At 66.2% G+C, this 23,352-nt stretch carries 28 protein-coding genes; 10 read left to right on the plus strand and 18 right to left on the minus strand.

The window, feature by feature from the left end:
• Positions 1 to 96: 96 nt before the first annotated feature.
• Positions 97 to 1,830, plus strand: a complete 1,734-nt coding sequence (locus K9B35_RS09000) for a bifunctional metallophosphatase/5'-nucleotidase (RefSeq protein WP_224921492.1) — start codon at positions 97 to 99, stop codon at positions 1,828 to 1,830.
• A 121-nt stretch (positions 1,831 to 1,951) separates the two neighbouring features.
• Here the strand turns inward: K9B35_RS09000 and nusB are convergent, their stop codons facing one another.
• The 3 genes from nusB to hisG form a co-directional block, all read right to left on the minus strand.
• On the minus strand, positions 1,952 to 2,413 hold the full coding sequence (gene nusB, locus K9B35_RS09005; protein WP_224921493.1) for a transcription antitermination factor NusB: 462 nt from the start codon (positions 2,411 to 2,413) through the stop codon (positions 1,952 to 1,954).
• A gap of 90 nt (positions 2,414 to 2,503) precedes the next feature.
• Complete coding sequence (gene hisD, locus K9B35_RS09010; RefSeq protein WP_224921494.1) at positions 2,504 to 3,787, minus strand: histidinol dehydrogenase; 1,284 nt, start codon at positions 3,785 to 3,787, stop codon at positions 2,504 to 2,506.
• Positions 3,784 to 4,458 (minus strand): ATP phosphoribosyltransferase, encoded by a 675-nt coding sequence (gene hisG / locus K9B35_RS09015; protein ID WP_224921495.1) that lies wholly within the window; start codon positions 4,456 to 4,458, stop codon positions 3,784 to 3,786. Before hisG ends, hisD begins: the two co-directional genes overlap by 4 nt.
• A gap of 59 nt (positions 4,459 to 4,517) precedes the next feature.
• Here hisG and K9B35_RS09020 point away from each other — a divergent pair, with 59 nt between their 5' ends.
• Entirely contained in the window at positions 4,518 to 5,567 is a 1,050-nt protein-coding gene (locus K9B35_RS09020) for a DUF2332 domain-containing protein (RefSeq protein ID WP_224921496.1), read from the plus strand.
• Positions 5,568 to 5,660: 93 nt separating this feature from the next.
• Positions 5,661 to 6,134: a hypothetical protein gene (locus tag K9B35_RS09025; protein ID WP_224921497.1), complete on the plus strand. Its 474-nt coding sequence runs from the start codon at positions 5,661 to 5,663 to the stop codon at positions 6,132 to 6,134.
• Here K9B35_RS09025 and K9B35_RS09030 read toward each other — a convergent pair.
• Positions 6,131 to 7,459 (minus strand): methyltransferase family protein, encoded by a 1,329-nt coding sequence (locus K9B35_RS09030; protein ID WP_224921498.1) that lies wholly within the window; start codon positions 7,457 to 7,459, stop codon positions 6,131 to 6,133. The two genes, K9B35_RS09025 and K9B35_RS09030, sit on opposite strands and share 4 nt — an antisense overlap.
• A gap of 124 nt (positions 7,460 to 7,583) precedes the next feature.
• On the opposite strand from K9B35_RS09030, the gene K9B35_RS09035 reads away from it, so the two are divergent.
• Positions 7,584 to 9,488, plus strand: coding sequence for a M61 family metallopeptidase (locus K9B35_RS09035; RefSeq protein WP_224921499.1), 1,905 nt, complete (start codon positions 7,584 to 7,586; stop codon positions 9,486 to 9,488).
• A gap of 41 nt (positions 9,489 to 9,529) precedes the next feature.
• On the plus strand, positions 9,530 to 10,081 hold the full coding sequence (ppa, locus tag K9B35_RS09040) for an inorganic diphosphatase (RefSeq protein ID WP_224921500.1): 552 nt from the start codon (positions 9,530 to 9,532) through the stop codon (positions 10,079 to 10,081).
• Positions 10,082 to 10,147: 66 nt separating this feature from the next.
• On the opposite strand, the gene K9B35_RS09045 is transcribed toward ppa, so the two are convergent.
• Entirely contained in the window at positions 10,148 to 10,876 is a 729-nt protein-coding gene (locus K9B35_RS09045) for an SDR family oxidoreductase (RefSeq protein ID WP_224921501.1), read from the minus strand.
• 151 nt (positions 10,877 to 11,027) lie between these two features.
• On the opposite strand from K9B35_RS09045, the gene K9B35_RS09050 reads away from it, so the two are divergent.
• The gene (locus K9B35_RS09050; protein WP_224921502.1) at positions 11,028 to 11,915 is read left to right on the plus strand and encodes an AraC family transcriptional regulator; all 888 of its coding nucleotides are present in this window, start codon (positions 11,028 to 11,030) and stop codon (positions 11,913 to 11,915) included.
• A gap of 6 nt (positions 11,916 to 11,921) precedes the next feature.
• Here K9B35_RS09050 and K9B35_RS09055 read toward each other — a convergent pair whose 3' ends face one another.
• From K9B35_RS09055 to K9B35_RS09090, 8 genes are all read right to left on the minus strand, one after another.
• Positions 11,922 to 12,272: a TfoX/Sxy family protein gene (locus K9B35_RS09055; protein ID WP_224921503.1), complete on the minus strand. Its 351-nt coding sequence runs from the start codon at positions 12,270 to 12,272 to the stop codon at positions 11,922 to 11,924.
• Complete coding sequence (locus K9B35_RS09060; protein ID WP_224921504.1) at positions 12,262 to 12,741, minus strand: GNAT family N-acetyltransferase; 480 nt, start codon at positions 12,739 to 12,741, stop codon at positions 12,262 to 12,264. Before K9B35_RS09060 ends, K9B35_RS09055 begins: the two co-directional genes overlap by 11 nt.
• A complete protein-coding gene (locus tag K9B35_RS09065) occupies positions 12,738 to 13,634 on the minus strand; it encodes a DMT family transporter (protein WP_224921505.1) in 897 nt (298 codons plus the stop codon). The genes K9B35_RS09060 and K9B35_RS09065 overlap by 4 nt, the downstream gene beginning before the upstream one ends.
• A 47-nt stretch (positions 13,635 to 13,681) precedes the next feature.
• Positions 13,682 to 14,005 (minus strand): type II toxin-antitoxin system RelE/ParE family toxin, encoded by a 324-nt coding sequence (locus K9B35_RS09070; RefSeq protein WP_224921506.1) that lies wholly within the window; start codon positions 14,003 to 14,005, stop codon positions 13,682 to 13,684.
• Positions 13,945 to 14,118 carry an antitoxin gene (locus K9B35_RS09075; protein WP_224921507.1) on the minus strand — a complete coding sequence of 58 codons (174 nt, stop codon included), beginning with the start codon at positions 14,116 to 14,118 and terminating at the stop codon, positions 13,945 to 13,947. Before K9B35_RS09075 ends, K9B35_RS09070 begins: the two co-directional genes overlap by 61 nt.
• A 71-nt stretch (positions 14,119 to 14,189) precedes the next feature.
• Positions 14,190 to 14,543 (minus strand): hypothetical protein, encoded by a 354-nt coding sequence (locus K9B35_RS09080; RefSeq protein WP_224921508.1) that lies wholly within the window; start codon positions 14,541 to 14,543, stop codon positions 14,190 to 14,192.
• 26 nt (positions 14,544 to 14,569) lie between these two features.
• Positions 14,570 to 15,694, minus strand: coding sequence for a flavodoxin-dependent (E)-4-hydroxy-3-methylbut-2-enyl-diphosphate synthase (gene ispG, locus K9B35_RS09085; protein WP_224921509.1), 1,125 nt, complete (start codon positions 15,692 to 15,694; stop codon positions 14,570 to 14,572).
• 32 nt (positions 15,695 to 15,726) lie between these two features.
• Entirely contained in the window at positions 15,727 to 16,776 is a 1,050-nt protein-coding gene (locus K9B35_RS09090) for a DUF3089 domain-containing protein (protein WP_224921510.1), read from the minus strand.
• A gap of 51 nt (positions 16,777 to 16,827) precedes the next feature.
• Here K9B35_RS09090 and K9B35_RS09095 point away from each other — a divergent pair, with 51 nt between their 5' ends.
• Genes K9B35_RS09095 through K9B35_RS09110 form a run of 4 tightly spaced genes read left to right on the plus strand, consistent with a single transcriptional unit; the run spans position 16,828 to position 21,101 of the window.
• Positions 16,828 to 18,024 (plus strand): acyltransferase family protein, encoded by a 1,197-nt coding sequence (locus K9B35_RS09095; protein ID WP_224921511.1) that lies wholly within the window; start codon positions 16,828 to 16,830, stop codon positions 18,022 to 18,024.
• Between the two features lie 11 nt (positions 18,025 to 18,035).
• Entirely contained in the window at positions 18,036 to 19,235 is a 1,200-nt protein-coding gene (locus tag K9B35_RS09100) for an acyltransferase family protein (protein WP_318245964.1), read from the plus strand.
• Entirely contained in the window at positions 19,232 to 20,218 is a 987-nt protein-coding gene (locus K9B35_RS09105; RefSeq protein ID WP_412103453.1) for an isoaspartyl peptidase/L-asparaginase family protein, read from the plus strand. The genes K9B35_RS09100 and K9B35_RS09105 overlap by 4 nt, the downstream gene beginning before the upstream one ends.
• Before the next feature lie 10 nt (positions 20,219 to 20,228).
• The gene (locus K9B35_RS09110) at positions 20,229 to 21,101 is read left to right on the plus strand and encodes a S1/P1 nuclease (protein WP_224921512.1); all 873 of its coding nucleotides are present in this window, start codon (positions 20,229 to 20,231) and stop codon (positions 21,099 to 21,101) included.
• 3 nt (positions 21,102 to 21,104) lie between these two features.
• Here K9B35_RS09110 and K9B35_RS09115 read toward each other — a convergent pair whose 3' ends face one another.
• From K9B35_RS09115 to K9B35_RS09135, 5 genes are all read right to left on the minus strand, one after another.
• Positions 21,105 to 21,377, minus strand: a complete 273-nt coding sequence (locus K9B35_RS09115) for a hypothetical protein (protein WP_224921513.1) — start codon at positions 21,375 to 21,377, stop codon at positions 21,105 to 21,107.
• A 115-nt stretch (positions 21,378 to 21,492) separates the two neighbouring features.
• Positions 21,493 to 21,708 carry a PF20097 family protein gene (locus K9B35_RS09120; RefSeq protein ID WP_224921514.1) on the minus strand — a complete coding sequence of 72 codons (216 nt, stop codon included), beginning with the start codon at positions 21,706 to 21,708 and terminating at the stop codon, positions 21,493 to 21,495.
• Positions 21,709 to 21,814: 106 nt separating this feature from the next.
• The gene (locus tag K9B35_RS09125) at positions 21,815 to 22,021 is read right to left on the minus strand and encodes a toxin-antitoxin system HicB family antitoxin (RefSeq protein WP_224921515.1); all 207 of its coding nucleotides are present in this window, start codon (positions 22,019 to 22,021) and stop codon (positions 21,815 to 21,817) included.
• 16 nt (positions 22,022 to 22,037) lie between these two features.
• Positions 22,038 to 22,931, minus strand: coding sequence for an SPFH domain-containing protein (locus K9B35_RS09130; protein ID WP_224921516.1), 894 nt, complete (start codon positions 22,929 to 22,931; stop codon positions 22,038 to 22,040).
• Positions 22,932 to 23,033: 102 nt separating this feature from the next.
• Positions 23,034 to 23,333: a hypothetical protein gene (locus K9B35_RS09135; RefSeq protein WP_224921517.1), complete on the minus strand. Its 300-nt coding sequence runs from the start codon at positions 23,331 to 23,333 to the stop codon at positions 23,034 to 23,036.
• Between the last annotated feature and the right edge of the window lie 19 nt (positions 23,334 to 23,352).

The raw sequence follows: 23,352 nt of genomic DNA on the forward strand, positions 1-23,352 counted from the left end.
CAATCACGTTTTTCGCCTCCGCCTGAACCAAATCGCGATACACGCTGGCCACGCGCGCTGGTACCTGACCGGCGAACGACTCGTCGGGAGAATGACATGCGCCTGATCGTTGGACTGCTTGCAGGGCTCTCCCTCGCTGGCTGCGCGTCGCAGCGGGCGGCGACTCCCGCCGCACCGGTGAGCGTGCGGATCATCGCGTTCAACGATTTCCACGGCGCGCTCGAAACCCCCGCGCGGCCGATCGACGTGCAGGCGGCGGACGGCACGACGGTGAAGGTACCCGCGGGCGGCGCGGCCTATTTCGCCTCGGCGGTGAAGGCGCTCAAGGCAGGCAACCCCAACAATGTCGTCGTCGCGGCGGGCGACCTGACCAGCGCCAGTCCGCTCGTGTCGTCGCTGTTCCTCGACGAACCGACGGTCAAGGCGCTGAGCATGGCAGGCCTTGAGTATAACGCCGCCGGCAACCACGAATTCGATCGCGGGACGACCGAACTCCTCCGCCTGCAAAAGGGCGGGTGCGACAAGAATGCGGTCGCACAGCCGTGCCAGCTCGAACCCTTCAAGGGCGCGTCCTACACCTATCTCGCCGGGAACACGCTCGACGCATCGGGCAAGAGCCTAACGCCCGCCACCGGCCTCAAGACGTTCGGTACGGGGCGCAGCAAGATCACCATCGGCTTTATCGGCCTGACCACGCGGATGACCGGCACCTATGTCGATCCGGCGGGGATCGTCGGTTATCGCTTCGCCGATGAGGCGGAGACGGCGAACAAGCTGATCCCGCAATTGAAGGCGCAGGGTGCCGACGCAATCGTGATGATGGTGCATGAGGGCGGCTATCCCGCCCGCTCGGACCAGCCGAACCAGTGCGAGGGGCTGTCGGGGCCGATCCTCGACATCATGGAGCGGCTGAACCCCGGTATCGACGTGATCGTTTCGGGCCACACCCACCGCGCTTATGTCTGCGATTATTCCGCGACCAACCCGGCCAAGCCAGTGCTGCTGACCAGCGCGGGCAATAATGGCGTGATGCTGACCGGCATCGACCTCAGTTTCGATCCCGTCACGCGCAAGGTGTCGGCACGCTCGGCGCGGCAGGTAATCGTGCAGGGCGATGGCGCGGTCAGCGCTGGCGGGCCGGTCAAGGCGAACCCGGCTTTCCCGACCTACCCCGCCGATCCGGCGGTCGCGGCGCATGTCGCGCGCTACGCCGCCGCCGCCGCGCCGCTCGCTCGCCGCCCGGTGGGCAAGGCGTCGGCGCCGATCCTGCGCGACGAGGACAGCGAGATGGTCGAATCTCCCCTCGGCCTGCTGATCGCCGATGCCCAGCTGGCGGCAACGCAGAAGGACGGGGCACAGATCGCGCTGATGAACCCCGGCGGCGTGCGCGCGTCGATCACGCCAGCAGCGGACGGCACCGTGACGTTCGGTGACCTTTTCACCACCCAGCCCTTCGGCAACAACCTGCAGGTCCGCGAATATAGTGGTGCGCAATTGCTGGCGGTGCTGGAGCAGCAATTCACCAATGAAGACGGGCCGAAGCTGCTGTTCCCGGCGGGCCTGACCTACAGCTACGACCGGTCGCGGCCGGAGGGGCAGCGGATCATCGCTCCGCTGGTCCAGGGCAAGCCGCTAGACACGGCAGCGAGCTATCGCGTGGCGATGAACGGGTTCCTCGCTGGCGGCGGGGATAGCTTCACGACTCTGAAGGTTGGGCGGATCGTCGCGGGCGGGGTGCTTGATCTCGACGCGCTTGAGGCGTGGTTTGCGCGGGGGCAGGTGGTGGAGCCGCCTGCGCTGGGCCGGGTGAAGAATGTCGGGCCGCAGTGAACTGAATCGTCACCCCCGCGAAAGCGGGGGCCCATCTCCCGGAAGCGCGGCAAACCGCACCGGCGTAGATGTGGATGGCCGAGGAGATGGGCCCCCGCTTTCGCGGGGGTGACGATGCAGGTTAAGCCCGCACCACCTTCGCAATCGCGTCGAGCAGCCCGTTGACGAACCCCTTCTCGCGCCGGTCGTAAAAGGCATCGGTCACATCGAGATACTCGCTGATCGCCGCACCAACCGGCACGTCCTTGCGCGCCAGCAGCTCGTACGTCCCCGCGCGCAGGATCTGGCGCATCGGGCGGTCGAGCCGGTCGAAGCTCCAGTCCACCGCCAGCTTCGATGCGATCAGCGCGTCGATCTCGTCGCGCCGCGCATCGACGCCCTTGACGATATCGTCGAAGAACGTCGCGTCGGCATCGATATACTCCGCATCATCGATCGTCGCGCCCAGCCGGTGCTGGTGAAATTCGGTGAGCAGCTGGGCGAGGGGGGTCTTCTCCATCTCCTGCTGATACAGCGCCTGCACGGCGGCAAGCCGCGCAGCGGCGCGGGCCTTGGATCGGGATTTGGCAGAGGGACTGGGCATAGATCAATTTCCGTTCGGGCCACGCGGCGCGCGGCCCTCCATATGAAGGTCTGTAGGGACCGTGACCGCCATTCGGCAAGGTCGCGAATATTATAGGCGAAGCGCCACCGACTTGGCATGCGCGGGCAGCCCTTCGGCCTCGGCCAGCGCCACCGCCGCAGGGCCAATCGCTGCCAACCCCTGTGCGTCGAGCGCCAGGAAGCTGGTGCGCTTCATGAAGTCGAGCACCGACAGCCCGCTGGCAAAGCGCGCACGGCGGCCGGTGGGCAGGACATGGTTGGGGCCAGCGACATAATCGCCGATCGCTTCCGGCGTCATCCGGCCGAGGAACACGGAACCGGCATGGCGCACGCGGGCGAACAGCGCATCGGGATCGTCCACCGCCAGTTCGAGATGCTCGGGCGCGAGCTTGTTGACCAGCGGGATCGCCTCGTCGAGCGTCGCGGTCAGGATGATCGCGCCATTGGCGTCCCAGCTCTGCCGCGCGACCTTGCGGGTCGAGAGCTCGCCGATCTGGCGATCGACCGCCTCGGCCACCTTGCCCGCGAGGATCGCGTCATCGGTCAGCAGGATCGACTGGCTGGTCGGGTCATGTTCGGACTGGCTGAGCAGGTCGGCGGCGATCCATTCGGGATCGTTCTTGCCGTCCGCAACGACGACGATCTCGCTCGGCCCCGCGACCATGTCGATGCCGACCACGCCGTACAGCTGGCGCTTGGCCTCCGCGACCCAGGCATTGCCGGGGCCGGTGATGACATCGACCGCGGCGATCCGCCCGGTGCCATAGGCGAGCGCAGCAATCGCCTGCGCCCCGCCGACGCGCCAGATTTCGTCCACCCCGGCGATGTGCGCGGCGGCGAGGACGAGCGGGTTGATCTCGCCATCCGGGGTCGGCGTGACCATCACGACGCGATCGACGCCCGCGACCTTGGCCGGAATCGCGTTCATCAGCACTGAGCTCGGATAGGCCGCGCGACCGCCCGGGACATAGACCCCCGCCGCCTCGACCGCGCCCCAGCGCGCGCCGGTGCGCACGCCATCGGCGTCGGTCGTGTCGCTGTCCGCCGGCTTCTGCTTTTCGTGATAGGCGGTGATCCGCTTGGCGGCGAGTTCGAGCGCGGCGCGCAGATCGGGGGCGAGCGCCTCATAGGCCGCGATCCAGTCGCTCTTCTCGATCCGCCAGCCGGTTTCGTTGAGGTCATGGCGGTCGAACTTGCGGGTAAAGGCGTGCAGCGCGGCATCGCCCTCGTCGCGCACCGATGCGACGATGGTGCGCACGTCGCGCGCAACATCGGCATCGGCTTCGCGCCGCGCATCGACCAGTTCGCGGAACGCCTGGGCAAAGCCCGGCTCGGACGTGGACAGGCGGATCATGCGGCAGCCTCGCTTTCCACGGCGCGCCGGAAAGCGTCGACCAGCGGCACGATTTCAGGGCGCGTCTTGAACGCGGCGCGGTTGGCGATCAGGCGGCTCGACACCTCCATGATCGTCTCGACCTCGACCAGCCCGTTTTCCTTGAGCGTGCGGCCCGACGACACCAGATCAACGATGCGCGGGGCAAGGTCGAGCAGCGGGGCCAGCTCCATCGCGCCGTTGAGCTTGATGCACTCGGCCTGCACGCCGCGCGCCTCGAAATGCTTGCGCGTGAGATGCGGGTACTTGGTCGCAACGCGGACATGGCTCCACCCGCGCGGATCGTCCGTCGCGGCGAGCGCGGCTGGCTCGGCCACCGACAGGCGGCAATGCCCGATGCCAAGGTCAACCGGCGCATACAGCTCCGAATAGGCGAATTCGGCCAGCACGTCTGACCCGACGATGCCCAACTGCGCCGCGCCATGCGCGACAAAGGTCGCGACGTCGAACGCGCGCACCCGGATCAGGTCGATATCGGGGCGGTTGGTCTTGAAGCGCAGCGCACGGCTGCCTTCATCCGAGAAGGCCGGTTCGGGCACGATTCCGGCATGCGCCAGCAGCGGCAACGCCTCTTCGAGGATGCGGCCCTTGGGTACGGCAAGGATGATCGGATCGGTGCTGGTGTCGGTCATGGGTTGCGCGCCTTTACTTGGGGGGGCGTTGCGGCGCAACAAGAGGTACGGAGGTGCATATGGCCGACTGGATGGCGCTGGAGGATGTGCGGACCGCGTTCGCCAATCAGGTGGACTATTGCCGCGCGAACGACGCCGGCCTGACCGCCAGCGTGGTGCAGGCGATCCTCGACGGGATCGACGGGCCGGGAGCATTCCGTGCAAGGCTGCGCGACTGGCCGGGCAAGCCGATGGCCGACGCGCTGCCGCTGCGCGCGGCGGGCGGGCTGCATGCGCTGTATCTGACCGGGGCGGCGCCGTCGCTTGAGGGCCTTTATGCCGGGGAAGCGGTGGATGCCGGGCCGCTGGTCAACGCTGGGATCGACGCGCACGACGCGGCGCTGCTGCCGTGGCTCGACGGCCCGCCGCAGACGAACGAGGCGGCGCGGTCGAGCAACTATGCCGCGGCGATGCTGTGGCTGGCGGCGCAGGGGCTTTCAGGACGGTTCGAATGTATCGAGATCGGATCGAGCGCCGGGATCAACCTGATGATGGACCGCTACCGCTACGACCTTGGCGGAGTCGCAGTCGGGCCGGAAGATGCGGCGATGCGCATCGCCCCCGACTGGCGCGGCCCGCCACCGCCCGAGGCCGGGGTCGAGATCGTGGCGCTACGCGGCTGCGACGTCGCGCCGATCGACCTCACTGATCCCGACGCGCTCTTGCGGCTGCGCGCCTATGCCTGGCCCGAACATCGTGTGCGGGCGCACCGGCTGGAGATCGCGGCAGCGGAGGCGGCCCGGCGCGCGCCCGATCTGGTCGAGGCGGATGCTGCGGCGTTTGTTGTCGAAGCGCTCGCCCGGCCACAGGCGGCGGGGACGACCCGCGTGCTGATGCACTCGATCGTCTGGCAATATCTCGGAGCCGAGCGACAGGCGGCGATCACTGCGGCGATGGAGGCGGCGGGGGCGAAGGCTACGCCCGAGCGCCCGCTGGCCTGGATTGCGGTCGAGGCGAACCGGCAGACCTTCCGCCATGAACTGACCGTGCGGACGTGGCCGGGGAGCGGGGAGCCGCAGCTGCTGGCGGCGGCGCATGCCCATGGCGCATGGGTGGAGTGGATGGGCTGACCAAACCCCAACGGTCACCCCGGACTTGTTCCGGGGTCCACCGGAAGGCAGGCGCGCAGCTATGTTGAGCAAGACAGAGCGAAAGGTAGTGAAATGCTGGCGAGCTTGATGATGGCGCTGATGGCGGCGGACGTTCCGATGTCAGCCGATCTGCCGAAAGGGGCATCGCCGCAGCCATCGTCGGCTTGCGCTGCTGGTGAACCGCAAGACTTGGTGCAGGTCCGCGTGTTTCCAATCGGGTTCGTGCGTCGTGTCTTCCCCTCTACGAACGAAATCATGGAAAAGGGTGGCGACGCCGCGATGGTCCGTGCGTTCTGGCAGGCAATGATGAGCGCTATCTGTGACCCGCGCTTGCCAGATGCTGACATCGCGTCCGGGGAGTTCTCACCGCGGATCGTCGTCTTTGTCGCGGGCGAAGAAGACCGGGAGCCGATCCTGATCGAGTATCCGGACTGGGGTGACAGCCCCGCGCCAGTACGCGCGCGCGTAAATGGTAGGATGGTGACGATGCCGGCGGCTGTCGTCCGAAAGCTGCTCGATTACTCACGCGGCGGATGGCGCGATTAATCCCGTGAGGTCTCCGCCTTCGCAGTCATCTCACCTTTTCCCGTCTTCCCCATCACCCAAGCAAAAAGCCGCGGGATCGGCGCATTGCGCTCCATCCACGCGCTATACGCCCGGTATTCCGGGTCTTCGCCGAGATGCTTTTCCTCGGTCTTCGCGCGGACGTAGTAGATCAAGCTGACCAGCCCGAGCAGCAGGCTCGCGCGCGCCGCGTCGGCCAGGCTGCCGGTGGTGACCAGCAACGGACAGGTCGCGATCCACCAGAACAGGTTCTTCGACAGATACGCCGGGTGCCGCGTGAACGCATACGGCCCATGCGTGATGATCCCGCGATGCGTGAGGTTGGAAAAGCGGAAGCCGAACGCCATCGTCGCCCAGGCATAGATGGCGGTCAGCGCCACCAGCACCGCGCCGACGATCCACAGCAGCACGTCATGCCCCGCCAGCCAGTGCGTCCAGTCCGACGTGCCGGGATGATAGTCGAGCGGCCCGCCATTGCCCATCAGGATGAACGGTGGGTAGCAGATCAGCGCCACCGCCCACGCCCCGGCATAGGGGTTGGCGGTGCGGATATGGCTGTCGAGCGGGCGGAACGTGAGGACATAGCCGACTGTTGCAAAGGCGACGTCGAGCATGAACATGCCGGTGATCAGCCAGTTGGCGAGCGCGATCGGGTTGGTCAGGATGCCGCTCGCATCCGCGCGCACGAACGCGCCGAACCCCGGCGGCACGATCGCGAGCATGAAGGCGAGGAAGAACGCCTTCACCGCCCAGCTGCGCAGGTGGTTGTGGATCGCAGCCTCGTCCACCGGCTCCTTCGACCCGATCAGCCACGCGCCCAGCATGAACGCGCCATCCTTGGGCTTCTCCAGATACCGGTCGATCCAAAGCACATACGGGATCGACAGCACGAACAGCGCCGGCGCCGCCATCTGGAAACACCACATGGCAAAGGCGAAATTGCCCTCCCAATAAAAGCGGCACACGGCATAGATGCCCGCGATCCCGCCCCAGGTCAGCCACAGCCCGGCCAGCTTGGTGATCGAAATGTCGCGCGTTTCACTGAGCGGGCGCGGGTCGCTCCACTTCACGCCCGTCGTCGGGTTACGATGCACCTTGTCGACGAACACCGCCCACAATACCATCGGGATGCCGCCCGCCGCGAGGTTCACCAGCGCCGCGAACGGGCCGTCCAGCCCATAGGTGCGCGCAACCGTCAGCCACGCGGCCATGCCGATCAGCCCGGCAAGGCCGCATCCGGTGCTGACGGCGGATTTGGGCCGCGGATCGGCCTTGGCGCTGCGGGCAAGGGCAGGGTCGTGATACATGGCGCACGGCTTAGCGCGATAATGGTAAGCAAGCCGTGAAGCCTGTTTGTGGCAAGGCTTTACCTCGCCGCCCCGGACTGATTAGGGTAACAAAATAACCCGACCCCTCCCGAAAGGTTCGTTCATGCGTCGCGCCCTTGCGCTCACCGCCCTGTTGCTCGCTACTTCCGCTGCCACTGCCCAGAACAGCACGCCCCAGCCGCTGCCGTTCGAAAACCGCATCCCGGTCGCCAGGGACGTCGCCTATCCCGGCACGATGACGGTCACGGTTGATGCGACCAATATCCAGCAGGCGATCTATCGCGTGAAGCAGGTGATCCCTGTCGCTGATGCCGGGCCGATGGTGCTGATGATGCCCGCCTGGCTGCCCGGCAAGCACGCCGCGCGCGGCGAGATCGAGAAGCTGGCGGGCCTCAAGATCAGCGCCAATGGCAAGCCGGTCGCCTGGACGCGCGACACGGTCGATGTGTGGGCGTTCCATGTCGACGTTCCGGCTGGCGCGAAGCAGCTCGATATTGAATTCCAGTTCCTCGGTGCGACCGACCGCGATCAGGGCCGCGTGTCGATCGCGCCCAACATGCTCAACCTGCAGTTCGAACAGGTCAGCCTCTATCCCGCGGGCTATTTCGCGCGCCGCATCCCGGTCGCCGCGACCGTGACCTATCCTACGGGCTGGACCGCTGTGTCGGGCCTGCCCGCGAAGAAGCAGGGGGGATCTTACGTCTATGAAACCACCGATTACGAAACGCTGATCGACTCGCCGGTGTTCGCCGGGCGCCATTATCGCGAGTTCAAACTGTCGGACCGTGTCGACCTCAACGTGTTTGCCGACGCGCCTGAGGAGCTGGAGGCCAAGCCCGAGCAGATCGACGCCCACAGGAAGCTGGTCGAGCAATCGATCAAGCTGTTCGGCGCGCAGCACTACGATCAGTATGAATTCCTGCTGGCGATCAGCGACGAGATGGGCGGCATCGGCCTCGAACATCACCGCAGTTCGGAGAATGGCGTCGCCCCCGGCTATTTCACCAAGTGGAGCGAGGGGCCCGGCTCGCGCAACCTTTTGCCGCACGAATTCGTCCACAGCTGGAACGGCAAGTTCCGCCGCGGCAATGACAGCTGGACCCCCGATTTCCGCACCCCGATGCGCGACTCGCTACTGTGGGTGTATGAAGGGCAGACGCAGTTCTGGGGCTATGTCCTGCAGGCGCGCTCGGGCATCGTGTCGAAGGCGGATACGCTCGACATGCTCGCCAGCATCGCCGCGAGCCTCGACAATCGCCCGGCGCGGCAATGGCGCGCGCTGGTCGATACCACCAACGACCCGATCATCTCCGCGCGCCGCCCCAAGGGCTGGCTGAGCTGGCAGCGGTCGGAGGATTATTACAATGAAGGCCTGCTGATCTGGCTGGAGGCCGACGCCAAGCTGCGCGAATTGTCGCGCGGCAAGAAGTCGATGGACGATTTCGCCCGCGCCTTTTTCGGGATGCGCGACGGCGACTGGGGCGTGCTGACCTATGACCTCAACGAGGTCGCGACCACGCTGAACACCATCCAGCCTTATGATTGGGCGGGGTTCCTCAAGACCCGCGTCTACGACGTCGCGCCCAAGGCGCCGCTCGCCGGCTTCACCGAAAACGGCTACCGTCTGATCTACACCGACGAGCCGACCGCAGCGTTCAAACATGCCGAAAAGCGCGCCAGCCGCACCGATCTCAGCTATTCGCTTGGCCTTGCCGTGGGCAAGGGCGGGGCGGTGTCGAGCGTCACCTGGGACTCGCCCGCGTTCAACGCCGGGCTGGATCTCGGCGATACGATCGTCGCGGTTGCGGGGCGCGAATATAGCGACGACCGGTTGAAGGCGGCGGTGACCGAGGCGAAGACGAGCAAGGCTCCGATCAAGCTGCTCGTGAAAAGCGGCACCCGCTATCGCGAAACGGCCATCGACTATACCGGTGGCCTGCGCTATCCGCGCCTCGAAAAAATCGGCACCGGAGAGGGTGGCCTGGATAGGTTGTTGCAGGCCCGTTGACGCGGGCAAGGCATCGGCCGAACCAGAAATAAGGAAGACCAATGCGTATCGACAAAATCCCTGTCGGCGACAACGCGCCGCACAGCCTCAACGTCATCATCGAAGTGCCGACCGGCGGCGAGCCGGTGAAGTATGAATTCGACAAGGATTCGGGCGCGCTGTTCGTCGACCGCATCCTGCACACGCCGATGCGCTACCCGGCGAACTACGGCTTCGTTCCGCACACGCTGTCGCCCGATGGCGACCCGCTCGACGCGCTGGTGATCTCGCGCTCGCCCTTCATCCCCGGCTGCGTCGTGCGTGCGCGTCCGATCGGCGTGCTGAAGCTGGAAGACGAGGCTGGCGGCGACGAAAAGCTGGTGTGCGTGCCGGTCGACACGACCTTCCCTTACTACACCGATGTTGGCGAGCGCGGCGATCTGCCCTCGATCGTGCTTCAGCAGATCGAGCATTTCTTCAAACACTATAAGGACCTCGAGTCCGAAAAGTGGGTCCGCATCGGCGAATGGGGCGATGCCGAGGAAGCCAAGCGGATCGTGCTCGAAGCGATCGAAGCGGCCAAGCAGGCCAAGGCTGCTGCGGCAGTCGCCTGACCCGCTTCCCACGCTTTTGAAGATATCCAAGGCCCCGGATGTTTGCGCATCCGGGGCCTTGTTCGTTCAGAATGCGCCGCCGGCCGGGCGAACGATGATTTCGCTCACATCGACCCCATCGGGCTGGGCGATGGCGTAGCGAATCGCGCGGGCGATCGCGTCGGGCGTCAGCGACTTCTGGCGCCATTGCTTCAGCCCTGCGGCGATTTCCGGCACGGTGATGTCGTCGCCCAGTTCCGTCGCGACCACGCCGGGCGAGATGATCGTCGTGCGGATATCGTCATGTTCCATCCGCAGCCCTTCGGTGATCGCCCAGACAGCATATTTGGTCCCGCAATATACCGCTGCGGTTGGCGCCACCATGTGCGCAGCGACCGATGCGACATTGACGACATGTCCGCCGCCCCGCGCGGTGAAGCGGGGCAGCACCGCAGCGATGCCGTTGAGCACGCCGTGCACGTTGACGTCGATCATCCGCTTCCACTCATCACGCTTGAGCGCATCGAGGCGGGAGAGCGGCATCACGCCGGCATTGTTGACGAGTACATCAACACGACCGAAGCGCGCGTCTGCCGCTGCGACGAACGCCTCGAAGCTGTCGCCGTCGGCAACGTCGAGCTGCTGCCAAGCGACGTTGTCGCCCAGTTCCTGCGCCAGCGCGGCGAGGCGGTCGGCGCGGCGCGCGCCAATGAACAGGCGGGCTCCGGCGGCGGCGAGTTCGCGGACGGTCGCTTCGCCGATGCCGCTCGATGCGCCGGTAATCAGGATTGTCTTGTCGATGGTTCCAGTGGTCACGGGTCCGTTCCTTTCGGCTTGAGTTCGTGGCCGTGAAGTGGGCCCGGAGCCGTCCGGAGCGGTAGAGCGATAACCCGAAGAAGTTGTACGATTCTCCAGAATTGTCCCCGGCGCCTTGTGATCGGATCCTATCTGCGCGACATCGCGGGGCATGGAACGCGTCGCACAGCTCGCATCGATCATCGCTCGGCACACGCACGCACCCGGCATGTTCGCATCCGAAGTGCCGCGACTATCACTGATCCGGGGACATGCGCCGACCGACCCGACGCCGGCGGTCTATGAAGCGTCGCTTTGCCTGATAGCCCAGGGAGCAAAGCGCATTTCGGTGGGCGGGGATAGCCTGATCTACGACGCCGCCAATTATCTGGTTGTCTCGGTCGATCTGCCTCTGGTCGGACATGTGCTGGAAGCCAGTCCCGAGCGGCCCTATTTCTGCTGCGCGATCGGCCTCGACATGACGGCGCTGGCGGATCTGGTGGTGGCGCAAGGCGGGCCGGGCGCACCCACGGGTACGCCAGCGCTAGCCGTCTGTCCCAGCGACCCCGGTTTGGTCGACGCCGCGTGCCGGCTGGTGGGGCTGCTCGACGCGCCCGGCGACATCGCGATGCTCGCGCCGCTGATCGAGCGCGAGATTCTCTATCGTCTGCTCGCCGGACCGCACGGGCCGATGCTGCGTCACATCGCGGCGGGGGACAGCCATTTGCGGCAGGTCAGCCGCGCCATCGCGACGATCCGAAGTGCCTTCGACAAGCAGCTGCGCATCCGCGAGATCGCCGACGCTGCGGGGATGAGCGAATCCTCACTCCACGCGCATTTCAAGGCGATGACCCGGATGACGCCGCTCGAATATCAAAAACAGCTGCGGTTGCAGGAGGCACGTCGCCTGATGCTGGCGGAGGGGGCAAGCGCGGGCAGCGCGGGCTTCGCCGTCGGCTATGACAGCCCGTCGCAGTTCAGCCGCGAATATCGCCGTCTGTTCGGTGCGCCGCCGCGCCGGGATATCGCGCGGATGCAGGGGGCGCTGGCGAGTGCCTGACGCGCGTCAGCCGCGCTTCTTCTTCACTGGCGCGCGGCGGCTGGCCTCCAGTGCCAGTCCCGCCCAGCGCTGCATCGCCTCGGCATCGTCATAAACGTCGTCCGGCGCGCGGCGATAGTTCATCGATACGGTCTCGCCGTCCTTGCCGGTGAAGGTGAACGGCGGACACCCCGCGTCGTCCCACATCGGCGCGCTGACCTTGTCGATCTTGAAGTAGATCGCTTCCTCGTCGATCACTGCGACCACCAGACCGTCGCAATACAGCATCGCGGCGCCCATCATCGGGCGGTGCGTGATCGCGCCGAGCGGCTCCAGCGCCTCCTTCGCCCAGTCGATCAGCCCTGCATCATAGGCCATTGGCGAGTGCCTCCAGCGCGTCGTCCTGCATACGCCAGCGCTCCCAGCCATCGACATGGCCCGCGCCGATGCTGCGGTAAAAGCTTTTGCCGAGCTCGTTCCAGTCGAGCACATTCCACTCCAGCCGCGCGCCGCCGCGCTCGATGACCAACGCGGCGAGGCGCGACAGCAGCGCGCGGCCCAGCCCAGCGCCGCGCGCATTCGGCTCCACGAACAGATCCTCCAGCCAGATGCCGGGCTTGCCCTCAAACGTCGAAAAGGTCTGGAAGAACAGCGCAAACCCCGCAGGCGCGCCGTCGACCTCGCCGATCAGCACCTCGGCTGCGGGGCGCGGCCCGAACAGATGGCGGTGCAGCGTCGCGTCGTCGAAGCGGACTTCGTGCGCGAGCTTCTCATACTCGGCGAGCTTGCGGATGAACTCCGCGACAAGATCGAAATCGGCCTCGCCGGCCTGACGAATCGTGATCAAATCTGTGCCTCCGTATCGGCGACCGGTGCATGGTCGCGCCGCCGCGCCGCGATGATGCAGCCGCCGACGATCAGCGCCGCCCCGGCCACGGTGAACAGCGAAACGCCCTCGTCGAACACCACCCATCCCCACAGGGTCGCCCACAGGAAGCCCGTATATTCGGTCGGCGCAAGATAATTGGCCTCGGCGCGGGCATAGGCCCAGCTGAGCAGGAACAGCGACATCGTCGCCAACACCGCCGCCAGCGCCAGCGCCGGGACATGCTCGACCGCAGGCAGTTCGAGCAGCCACGGCGCGGCGAACAGGAAGATGATCGAAATGAACAGCGACTGGTAGAAGGCAACCTCGATCGCCCCGGCGACTAGCGACTGCTGGCGCATCAGGATGATGTTCCACGCATAGGCGACCGCCGACACCAGGATCGCGATCGCGCCCCAGAATGCCTCGCGGCCCAGCTCCGCCTGCGCCTGTCCCCACAGGATCAGCAGCACGCCGGCAAAGGCGAGCGCGGTGGCGATGATCGTGACGCGGGTGATGCGCTCCTTGAGCAGCCAGGCGGCCAGGAACAGCGCGATGATCGGCGCGATGAACGCCAGCGCAATCGCCTGCGCCATCGGCACCCTGCCGAGCCCCCAGAAGAACAGGAACGCCATCACGGCGGAGACGGCAGCGCGGATCAGATGGAGCCGCATCGCCGCGCGGCTGGGGCGCGGGGGACGCGACAGCGCATAGGGGATGCCACTCGCGACGATCCCCGCCATCGTCCGCCAGGTGAGCGCGTTATAGGCACCGAGCACGAGCACCAGCCCCTTCATCACCGCATCCATCGACGAGAAGATGGCGATACCAAGCGACGCGACGGTAAAGGCGATGAGCGGGGAGGCGGGGCGCATGGCGGGCGCCCTAGAGGATTTACGCGTCCTGTGGAATCAAGTGATTCTCAAGCGGGTTCGTCGCGGGCGCCGTGGACAATATCGATGATGTAAACCGCGTCACCGTCGATCAGGTAGCGGATCGAGTAGGGCCGGACGAGCGACCAGCGGCGCAGACCATCATCAATCTCCGGGCCTTTGCGGGGGAAATCCGCCAGTCCCTCGCCAGCGTCAATCAGCCGTGCGGCGAACCGGGCCGCTGCGTCGGGGTCGAACTGCGCAATATAGGCGCGAATGGCGGCGAGGTCGGCAAGCGCCTCGCGCGTCCAGATTATTTGAGCCATTCCGATGGCATCGGCTTTTCGGCAGGCGTGCCCCAGGTCTTCAGCCACTCCGCAACCTGCTCATGCGGGACAGTCCGGCCCGCCGCAATATCCGCCAATGCTCGCTCACGCGCGCGTTCGGGTGCATCGCGGTCTTCGTATAGGGCGCGTTCGGGCTTCATGCTCTGAGAATAGCAGCTTCAAAGGCGGGATGCGAGCCGCCGAACTCTGCGAAAGAACGAAAGTAAGCAGGTCAGCCGAAGGCTCGGGCCTTCCAGCGCTGCATCAGGCGACGGTCGATCATGTAGGTGCAGACGATCAGAAGCACGTTTGCGAGCGCGAGCAATCGCAAGCGGTTGTCACCGCCGTCATCGGTCACTTCCCAAACGACCGCGAGGAAGATCGGTATGAACAGGGCACCTAGTCCCATCCCCCAAAGCGTAATTCGGAGAGCGAGGAACATGCCGCCTGGTGCCGGACGAGCGATCTGAAAACCCAAGGGTAAGCTGGCGTGAAACCGCTCATGGCGCGCAAACCTAGGCCAGAGCAGCGCACTCAACGCGTGCCTTATCGCAAACACCGCGACCGCGATGATATAGGTCGGCAAGACCTGTGCAATAAGGTGGCTCCAACTCAAGCCGCCGCCACCGCCGCTGCCTCACTCGCCGCCTCGATCTCCGCCGCCTTGGCCTCGACCAGTTTGACGATATGCTCCAGCATGTCGGCGTCCTCGACCGTGTGATCGGTCACGCCCGACAGATAGACCATGTGCTTGCCGTTGCCGCCGCCGGTCAGGCCGATATCGGTCTCGCGCGCTTCGCCGGGGCCGTTGACGACGCAGCCGAGCACGCTGAGCGACAGCGGGGTGCGGATGTGCTGGAGCCGTTCCTCCAGCGCCTGGACGGTGCGGATCACGTCGAAGCCCTGACGCGCGCAGCTTGGGCAAGAAACCACGCGGACACCGCGGTTGCGGATGCCGAGCGCCTTCAGGATTTCGAATCCGACGCGCACTTCCTCTTCCGGCTCGGCCGAGAGCGAAACGCGGATCGTGTCGCCGATGCCGTACCACAGCAGCGACCCCATCCCGATCGCGCTCTTCACCGTCCCGCCGACAAATCCGCCGGCTTCAGTGATGCCAAGGTGCAGCGGGCAATCGACCGCTTCGGCGAGCTGTTGATAGGCGGCGGCGGCGAGGAACAGGTCGCTCGCCTTCACCGCAACCTTGAATTCGTGGAAATCGCGGTCCTGCAACAGCTTGATATGATCGAGCGCGCTTTCGACCAGCGCCTCGGGGCAGGGCTCGCCGTACTTCTCCAGCAAATCCTTTTCGAGCGACCCGGCATTGACGCCGATCCGGATCGCGCAGCCATTGGCCTTGGCCGCGTTGACCACTTCGTTCACGCGATCGGCCGATCCGATATTGCCCGGATTGATGCGCAGACACGCCGCGCCCGCATCGGCGGCCTCGAGTGCGCGCTTATAGTGGAAATGGATGTCGGCGACGATCGGCACGCGCGCGGCGCGGACGATCTGGCGCAGCGCCGCGGTGCTTTCGACATCGGGGCACGAGACGCGGATGATGTCCGCGCCCGCATCCTCGCAGCGGCGGATCTGGTCGATCGTCGCGACGGGATCGGAGGTCGGGGTGTTGGTCATCGTCTGGACGGTGACCGGCGCATCGCCGCCGACGGGGACGTTGCCGACCATGATCTGACGGCTTTGGCGGCGCGCAATATCGCGCCAGGGACGCAAGGACATCGGATTTCCTCAGAGTTCGCGGGGCCTATAGCCTATCGCTGCGCGGCGAGAAAGGCGCCGACGCGGCCAACCGCATTCTCGCGCACATCCATCCACACCAGCTGGATGTCGAGCGCGCGATAGTCGCCGTCAGGCTTGGCGAAGTTGCTATAGAGGACGCCGGGCGACGAGACATACAGGCGCCCATCCTTGCCACAGCGGGCGCCGATCAGGCCGGGTTCGGGCGCGCGCAGCGGCTCGGGCAGCGCGAGCCCGTTGCGCATCCACGCCCCGCGATGCTGGGCGGGGAGCGCGGGTGCCGCCGACCAGCTGATCGGGTTGGTACAGGCGATGGCGGTGCGCCCGCGCAAGCGCTTGCTGCCCTCCGCCCAGCTCGACCAGGTGGCGACGCAGCCGGTATCGGTCGCGTCGGCGCAGAGGCGGACGCTCCGCCGCGCCTTGAGCCAGTCGAGCCGTATCGCGTGACCGGGTAGATAGGCCGCGACCATGCGCGCCGCGATCGGCTGGCCATCGATCGCGCGTTCGATCAGCATCTGGCCGAGCTGCGATCCCTGCCCATGTCCGGCAAGGATGAACGGCCGGTCGCCAACCCGGCGGCGAAACTCGGCAAAGGCGCGGGCAATATCCGAATAGGCCAGCTCCAGCGCCGCGCTGTCGTCCGCCGCCGGGTTCATCTGGCGATAGCGCGGGGCATAGATTGCGCAGCACCCGTTGAACGCGCTCGCCTGATTGCGGATCGTCGTCTGGCCGACATCGCCATTATACCAGACATCGCGGGGGTCGGCATTCCACACCGGTCGGCGCAGCGGCACGGCGGAATGGATGAAGAAGACATCGGCTGGCGCGCGCAGCTGTTGCGCCTCGGCCACGCCCTGCGGCGTCATGTCGCCATCGTCGCGGGTCCAGGGCAGCGAGGCCCAGTGGGTCGGCCCGGCATAATCGGGGGCGGGCGGCACGCTGGCGGGGTCGAAGCGACCGGCGGGCGCGGTGTCGGGGATTGCAGCCTGCCGCGCGCTGGCGACAGTGGCCGTGAGCGCACAGAGCAGCGACAGCGCTCCGAATAAAATGCCCGTCCGCCGCATTCACGCTCCCGCTAACCAATTGGTGAGGCTCGCCCGCCTATAGCGCGACGCGTGAGTGAAGCGAACCATGGTCTTGCGCGCGGCGGGCGGCATTACGGCCTCGACTGGCTGCGCATCGCCGCATTCGCGCTGCTGATCGTGTATCACATCGCCATGGTCTTCTCGCCCTGGCCGTGGGTGATCCATACCGACTACAAGTTTTCGGAATTGATCGCGCCGATGGCGCTGCTGACGCCGTGGCGGCTGCCGCTGCTGTTCGCCGTCTCGGGCTTTGCCTCCTGGCACCTCTTCGCCAAGTCCCGTGACGCGCGCAGCTTCCTGCACGCGCGCAATCTGCGCCTGCTGATCCCGCTCGCGTTCGGCATGGCGGTGCTGATCCCGGTCGAGATGTGGGTGCGGGTGGTCGAGGCGGGGTATCCGCATGGCTATCTGCGCTTCTGGACGACCGATTACTGGCGCGTCGGCGCGTTTTGGGGCCGCAGCTTCCCGAGCTGGGAGCATCTGTGGTTCGTCGTCTATCTCTGGGCGTACACCGTGGTCCTCGCGCTGATCCTGTGGCGCGGCCGATACCTGTATGACCTAGTGGTCGATCGGGTCGTGCCGTGGATGGCGCAGGGGTGGCGGCTGGTGTGGGTGCCTGCGGTGCTGCTGGTGATCGCGCGGCTGGGCCTGCAGTTCATCGTCGCGGACGAACAGGGGTTGCTGCGCGACTGGGCCGGGCATGCGAATTATCTCCCGCTGTTTCTGTTCGGGTTCGTGCTCGCCGGATCGCCGGTGCTGTGGCCGGTGCTGCGCCGTGTCTGGGGCGGTGCGCTGGCATTGGCCGCAATCAGCGGGGTCGCCGTGGTGCTGGTCGAGACCAGCTATCCCGGCAATGCCGTGCCCCCGCATTGGGTGATGGCGGTCGCGCGGGCGGGGCAGGTGGCGATGGGCTGGGCGATGACACTGGTGCTGATCCAGTGCGCCGACCGCTTCTGGAATCGCGACCATCGCTGGCGCAAGACGGCGGCGGAGGCGGTGTTCCCTTTCTACCTCGTCCACCAGCCTGCGATTGTGCTGATCGCCTGGTACACGCTGCCGCTGCGGTTGTCGGCGGGCGTGCAGTTCCTCGTTCTGCTCGGCGGGACTGCGCTCGTCTGTATCGCGACCTACCTGATCGGACGGGAGATCGGCTGGCTGCGCCCCTTGATCGGCCTTGGACCGCGCGGGGCGGCGCCTGACAAGCAAAGGTCGCCGCAAATCGCCTGAACTGCCCTTCGGTGCTGCTTTCGCCCACGCCGATCCGTCGCTATGGCGCGCGAGTGGAACGGCATTATGGCATGGACTGGCTGCGGATCGGGGCGTTCGGCCTGCTGATCTTCTACCATATCGGCATGGTCTTTGTGCCATGGGGTTACCATGTGAAGACGGCCGATCCCGCGCAATGGGTGACGGTGCCGATGCTGTTCACCAACCCGTGGCGCCTTACCCTGCTGTTCGTCGTGTCGGGCTATGCCAGCCGGGCCTTGTGGCTCAAGTCGCGCGGGCCGGGGCGCTTCGTCGCCGATCGCAGCTGGCGGCTGATCCTGCCGTTGCTGTTCGGCATCGCGGTGATCGTCCCCCCGCAAAGCTGGGTCGAGCTGTGCACGCAATGGCCCTATCCATTCGATTACTGGACCTTCTGGACCCGGCATTACTGGCATTTTGGCGACTTCGGCCCGATCGTCCTGCCGACCTGGAACCATCTGTGGTTTGTCGGCTATCTCTATCTCTACACGCTTGGCCTGGTGCTCGTCGCGAGCCTGCCCGGCGGCGCGGCGGTGCAGCGGATCTTCGACCAGCTCTTCGCGGGAACACGCGTGCTGTGGCTCCCCGCCGCCTGGCTGCTGATGACGCAAGTGGTGGTGTTTCAGCGGTGGAGCGACACCCATGATGTGATCGGCGATGGCGTCGCGCACCTCGCCTATTTTCCCGCCTTCCTGTTCGGCTTCGCACTGGCGGGGTCAAAGCCGGTGATGGGGTGGATCGCGCGGCTGTGGAAGCCGGCGCTGGCGATCGGCCTCGCTGGATATGCCGTCACCGCCGCGATCGACATCGCTTATCCCGCGCGCACCCCCTGGCTGCCCAGCCGTATCATGCTCGCCTCGCGCTACATTCAGGCGTGGATGATGATCGCCGCGCTGATCGGGATTGCCGAGGTGTACCTCAACCGCGATCATCGCTGGCGCCCGATGCTGACCGAAGCGGTGTTCCCCTTCTACCTGATCCACCAGACGATCATCGTCGTCGCGATGTACTGGCTGCTGAAGCTGTCGCTTCCCGCCGCAGTCGAGTTTGTCATATTGGTGCCGGTGACCGCGCTGGGCTGCTGGCTCTTCTACCGCTACGGACGCGAAGTGCCGTGGCTGCGGCCGCTGATCGGCCTGCGCTATGCCCGCCGCGCCGCCGCGCCGCCTAAAATGACCCCGGAGGCCGTATGAACCGCCTTTCCCTTCTGATCGGAGCCCTGCTGATGTCCGCCCCCGCCACCGCCCAGACGCAACCCGACTGGACGCTCGTCATCCATGGCGGTGCCGGCGTGCTCGAACGCGACAAGATGACGCCGGAGCGTGAGGCAGCCGCGCGCAAGGGCCTGGACGCAGCGCTGGAGGCGGGATCAAAGGTGCTCGCCGGAGGCGGCAGCGCGCTCGACGCGGTCGAGGCGGCGGTAAAGGTGCTGGAGGACGATCCGCACTTCAACGCCGGGCGCGGCGCGGTGTTCACCTATGAAGGCACCAACGAACTCGACGCCGCGATCATGGACGGCGCGGACCGCAAGGCCGGCGCGGTTGCCGGTGTCACCAGGACCAAGAACCCGATCGCGCTCGCGCGCAAGGTGATGGAGGACAGCCCGCACGTCATGCTCGCGGGCAAGGGCGCGGACGTGTTCAGCGCCGAAAAGGGGCTGGAGCAGGTCGGCCCAGAATGGTTTGCCACCGACGAACGCCGCCAGCAGCTTGAGAAGATGAAGGCGCAGAAGACCAGCTGGTTCGATGTCGACATGAAGTACGGCACGGTCGGCGCAGTGGCGCGGGATAAGGCGGGCAACGTCGCCGCCGCGACCTCGACCGGCGGCGTCACCGGCAAGCGCTGGGGCCGGGTCGGCGATTCGCCGCTGATCGGCGCCGGCACCTACGCCGACAACCGCGCCTGCGCCGTCTCCGCGACCGGGGCAGGGGAGTTCTTCATCCGCGAAGGCGTCGCCCATGAAATCTGCGCCCGCATCCGCTTCAAGGGCGAAAGCCTCCAGGCCGCCGCCGACACCGTCATGGCCGAAACCCGCGCGCTCGGCGGCACCGGCGGCGTCATCGTCACTGGCCCGACCGGCGAGATGGCGTGGAGCTTCAACACGCCTGGCATGTATCGCGGCAAGGTTTCCGCCGGCAGCGCGAAGACGGTCGCGATCTATGGCGACGAACAGTAAGGACAGCGGCATGATTCGCTCCCTCATCGCGCTGTTCGCGCTCGCCGCCAGCTTTGCTGCCACTCCCGCGCTCGCCTATTGGGAGTTCGGGCATCAGACCGTCGCGACCATCGCCTACAAGAATGTGAAGCCCGAAACGCGCCGCGCGATCGATCGGCTGTTGCGCCAGCAGGGCCTGCTCGAAACCCCGACCTGTCCCGCGAAGACGCTGGAAGAGGCGAGCGTCTGGGCCGACTGCATCAAGCCGCTCGGCGCGCGGTTCAGCTATGCCTACAACTGGCACTATCAGAATGTGAACATCTGCAAGCCGTTCACGCTCAAGGGCAATTGCCCCGACGGCAATTGCGTCTCGGCGCAGATCGATCGCGGCGTGAAGCTGTTGCAGGACAAGGATGTCCCGGTCCGCGAAAAGGTGATGGCGCTCGCCTTCCTCACGCACTTCGTCGGCGATCTCCACCAGCCGCTGCACGCTGGCGACAAGGGCGACCTTGGCGGCAACCGCGCCCGCACCGATTACGGCATCTACGCCCCGGAGCGGCTGAACCTGCACAGCATCACCGATGGCTGGCTGGCCGAGCGCGCGATCACCTCACCCCCGCCGGTGGTGCAGGTCTATTCCGCCGAGGAGCGTGCGAAGGAAAGCGCCGGCACCGTCGAGGACTGGAGCCGCGAGAACTGGCAGGCGTCGCATATGGCCTATGAGGCCGCGTTCGACGGCGATCCGTGCCGCGCCGACCTGCCAGCGCGCGGCAAGCTCGACGATGCCGATATCGAAAAGCTGGTCCCGATGATGCAGGCGCAGATCAAGCGCGGCGGCCTGCGCCTCGCCCGGCTGCTCGACGAAGCCTTCGGCCCGCCACCGCCGGTTCAGCCGCGCCGCTGATCCTCAGTCCTGGTCCGGACCCCAGCGCCAGCGAAAGCCGCCATCGGTTTTTGTCCAGACAAACCAGACGAAGACCGCGAGCATCGGCAGCGCGACGCCAAGCCGGATGAACTGGGTGGGCGCCCAGTACAGCACCGCGACAATGGCAAGGATGAAGACCAACATCGTCAGCCACCCCTGCCACGTCACCGGCGTCGCGCCCCAGCCGAACAGCTTGGGCGCGAACCAGTAACCTTGCCGCACCCGGAGTGCGTCGCGATAACGTTTCAGGCTCATGCCAGCGTTCCCAACACGCCAATGCCCAACGCGAGCGCGGAGGCGGCAATCAGCAAGGGAAGATGACGGCGCGGGGCAAACAGGGCGGTCAGCATCATGAGTCTCCTGCGTTGGCTCAGGCGGGGGCGTAATGTTCCAGAAACCCGCAATTGCGGCAGCGCCAGCTGCGGATCTCGAGCTTGCGGCGCTTGCCGATCTTCAGGCCGGTCCAGAAGCTCTTTTCCGGCGCGCCCTCGATCCATTTGCTGACATGTTTGGTGCCATAGCCCTCGTCAGCGACGAAGCCCTCAACCATCTGGCTCTGGCATTTGGGGCAGCTGTGTGAACGCATGACGGGATCCTTCTTCAGAGCACCGATACGGCGACAGCCAGCATCAGCAGCGATAGCGCGAACAGCCAGATCACATGCGACCGGCGGGTGACGATGACGATCAGCATCACGCTTCTCCTTCCTTCGGCGGCCGCCCGCGCTTGGCGCGTACCGGGTCGGCCAGTTTCACGCCGCGTTTGGCCAGCGCCTCGCGCAGCAGGCATTCGACCTGCGCGTTGACGCTGCGCAGGTCGGTCGCCGCGCTCCGCTCGATTGCGCCGTAGAGCGCTGGATCGAGGCGGAGCGGGAACGCCTTTTTGGGTGGAGCGGCCATGGGCCTTCCTCTCCGATTACTGGTACAGCGACCCGGCGTTCACCACCGGCTGCGTGTCGCGTTCGGAGCAGAGCACGACCATCAGGTTCGACACCATCGCCGCGCGGCGCTCGTCGTCCAGCTCGACGACATTCTTCGCCGACAGCTGCTCCAGCGCCATTTCGACCATGCCGACCGCGCCCTCGACCAATGTCTTGCGCGCGGCGACCACCGCCTCGGCCTGTTGCCGGCGCAGCATCGCCTGGGCAATCTCCTGCGCATAGGCGAGGTGGGTGAGGCGGCACTCGTCGATATGCACGCCCGCGGCCAGCACGCGCTCCTGCAACTCGACGCGCAGCTCCTCGCTGACATGCTCGGCATTGCCGCGCAGCGTCATCTCCTCATGCGTGAAGTCGTCATAGGGGTAGCGCGATCCGATTGCGCGCACCGCGCTCTCGATCTGGATGTGCACGAACTCGCGATAGTCATCGACGTCGAACAGCGCCTGTGCGGTATCGGCGACGCGCCACACCACGTTCGACGCGATCTCGATCGGGTTGCCGCGCAGGTCGTTCACCTTCAGCCGCTCCGACGTGATGTTGTGGATGCGCACCGAAACCTTGGACTTGGTCATCCACGGCCAGGTCCAGCGCAGCCCGGTGGTGCGATCGGTGCCTCTATACGCGCCAAACAACAGGATCGCCGCTGCCTGATTCGGCTGAAGCAGGTAAAATCCCGGTGCGACAAACGCGAGGATCAACACGCCCAGCACCAGCGCGAACGGTGCCCAAGGCGCTTCGCCGATCTGCGACGCCGACGCGATGATTCCGGTCAGCGCGGCGAGCGCGACAAGCAGCATGGCATAGCCGCTGGCAGTAGCGGCGGGGCGCTCGGCGCTCGACCGCAGCGCGCTGGAATTGAAGTCCGACATTTTTGCCTCCCTGAAATATGATATCATCATTATATCGAATCGGGCGGCGTGCAAGCGGAATCGTAAGGCCCCCGCCGCAAGGGCGCGGCGGGGGTGGTGTCATCACTTCGCGCCGACCTCCCATGCCAGCCAGCAGATCGCCAGAAAGGGCAGGAGGATCGCCGCAGCGACGAACAGCTGGCGGCCGAGCCCCAGGCGGAAATGCTCGGGATGATCCGCCTCGACCCGCCGGATCGCGGCGGCGGCGACGGGGTCGCCCTTGAGCATTCCGCGGTCGACCGCAGGGCCGGTCTTGATGAAGGCGATCAGTTCGTCGCGCTCGATCGGGTCGAGCGCGGGGTAGCGGTTGAGGAGCCCGGCGATGCGGTCGCGCAGGCTGGTATCGGTGACAGTCTCGTTCATGCTGAAACTCCCGTTGCGG

The organism is Sphingomonas sp. R647 (assembly GCF_020177055.1).
Taxonomy (GTDB): domain Bacteria; phylum Pseudomonadota; class Alphaproteobacteria; order Sphingomonadales; family Sphingomonadaceae; genus Sphingomonas.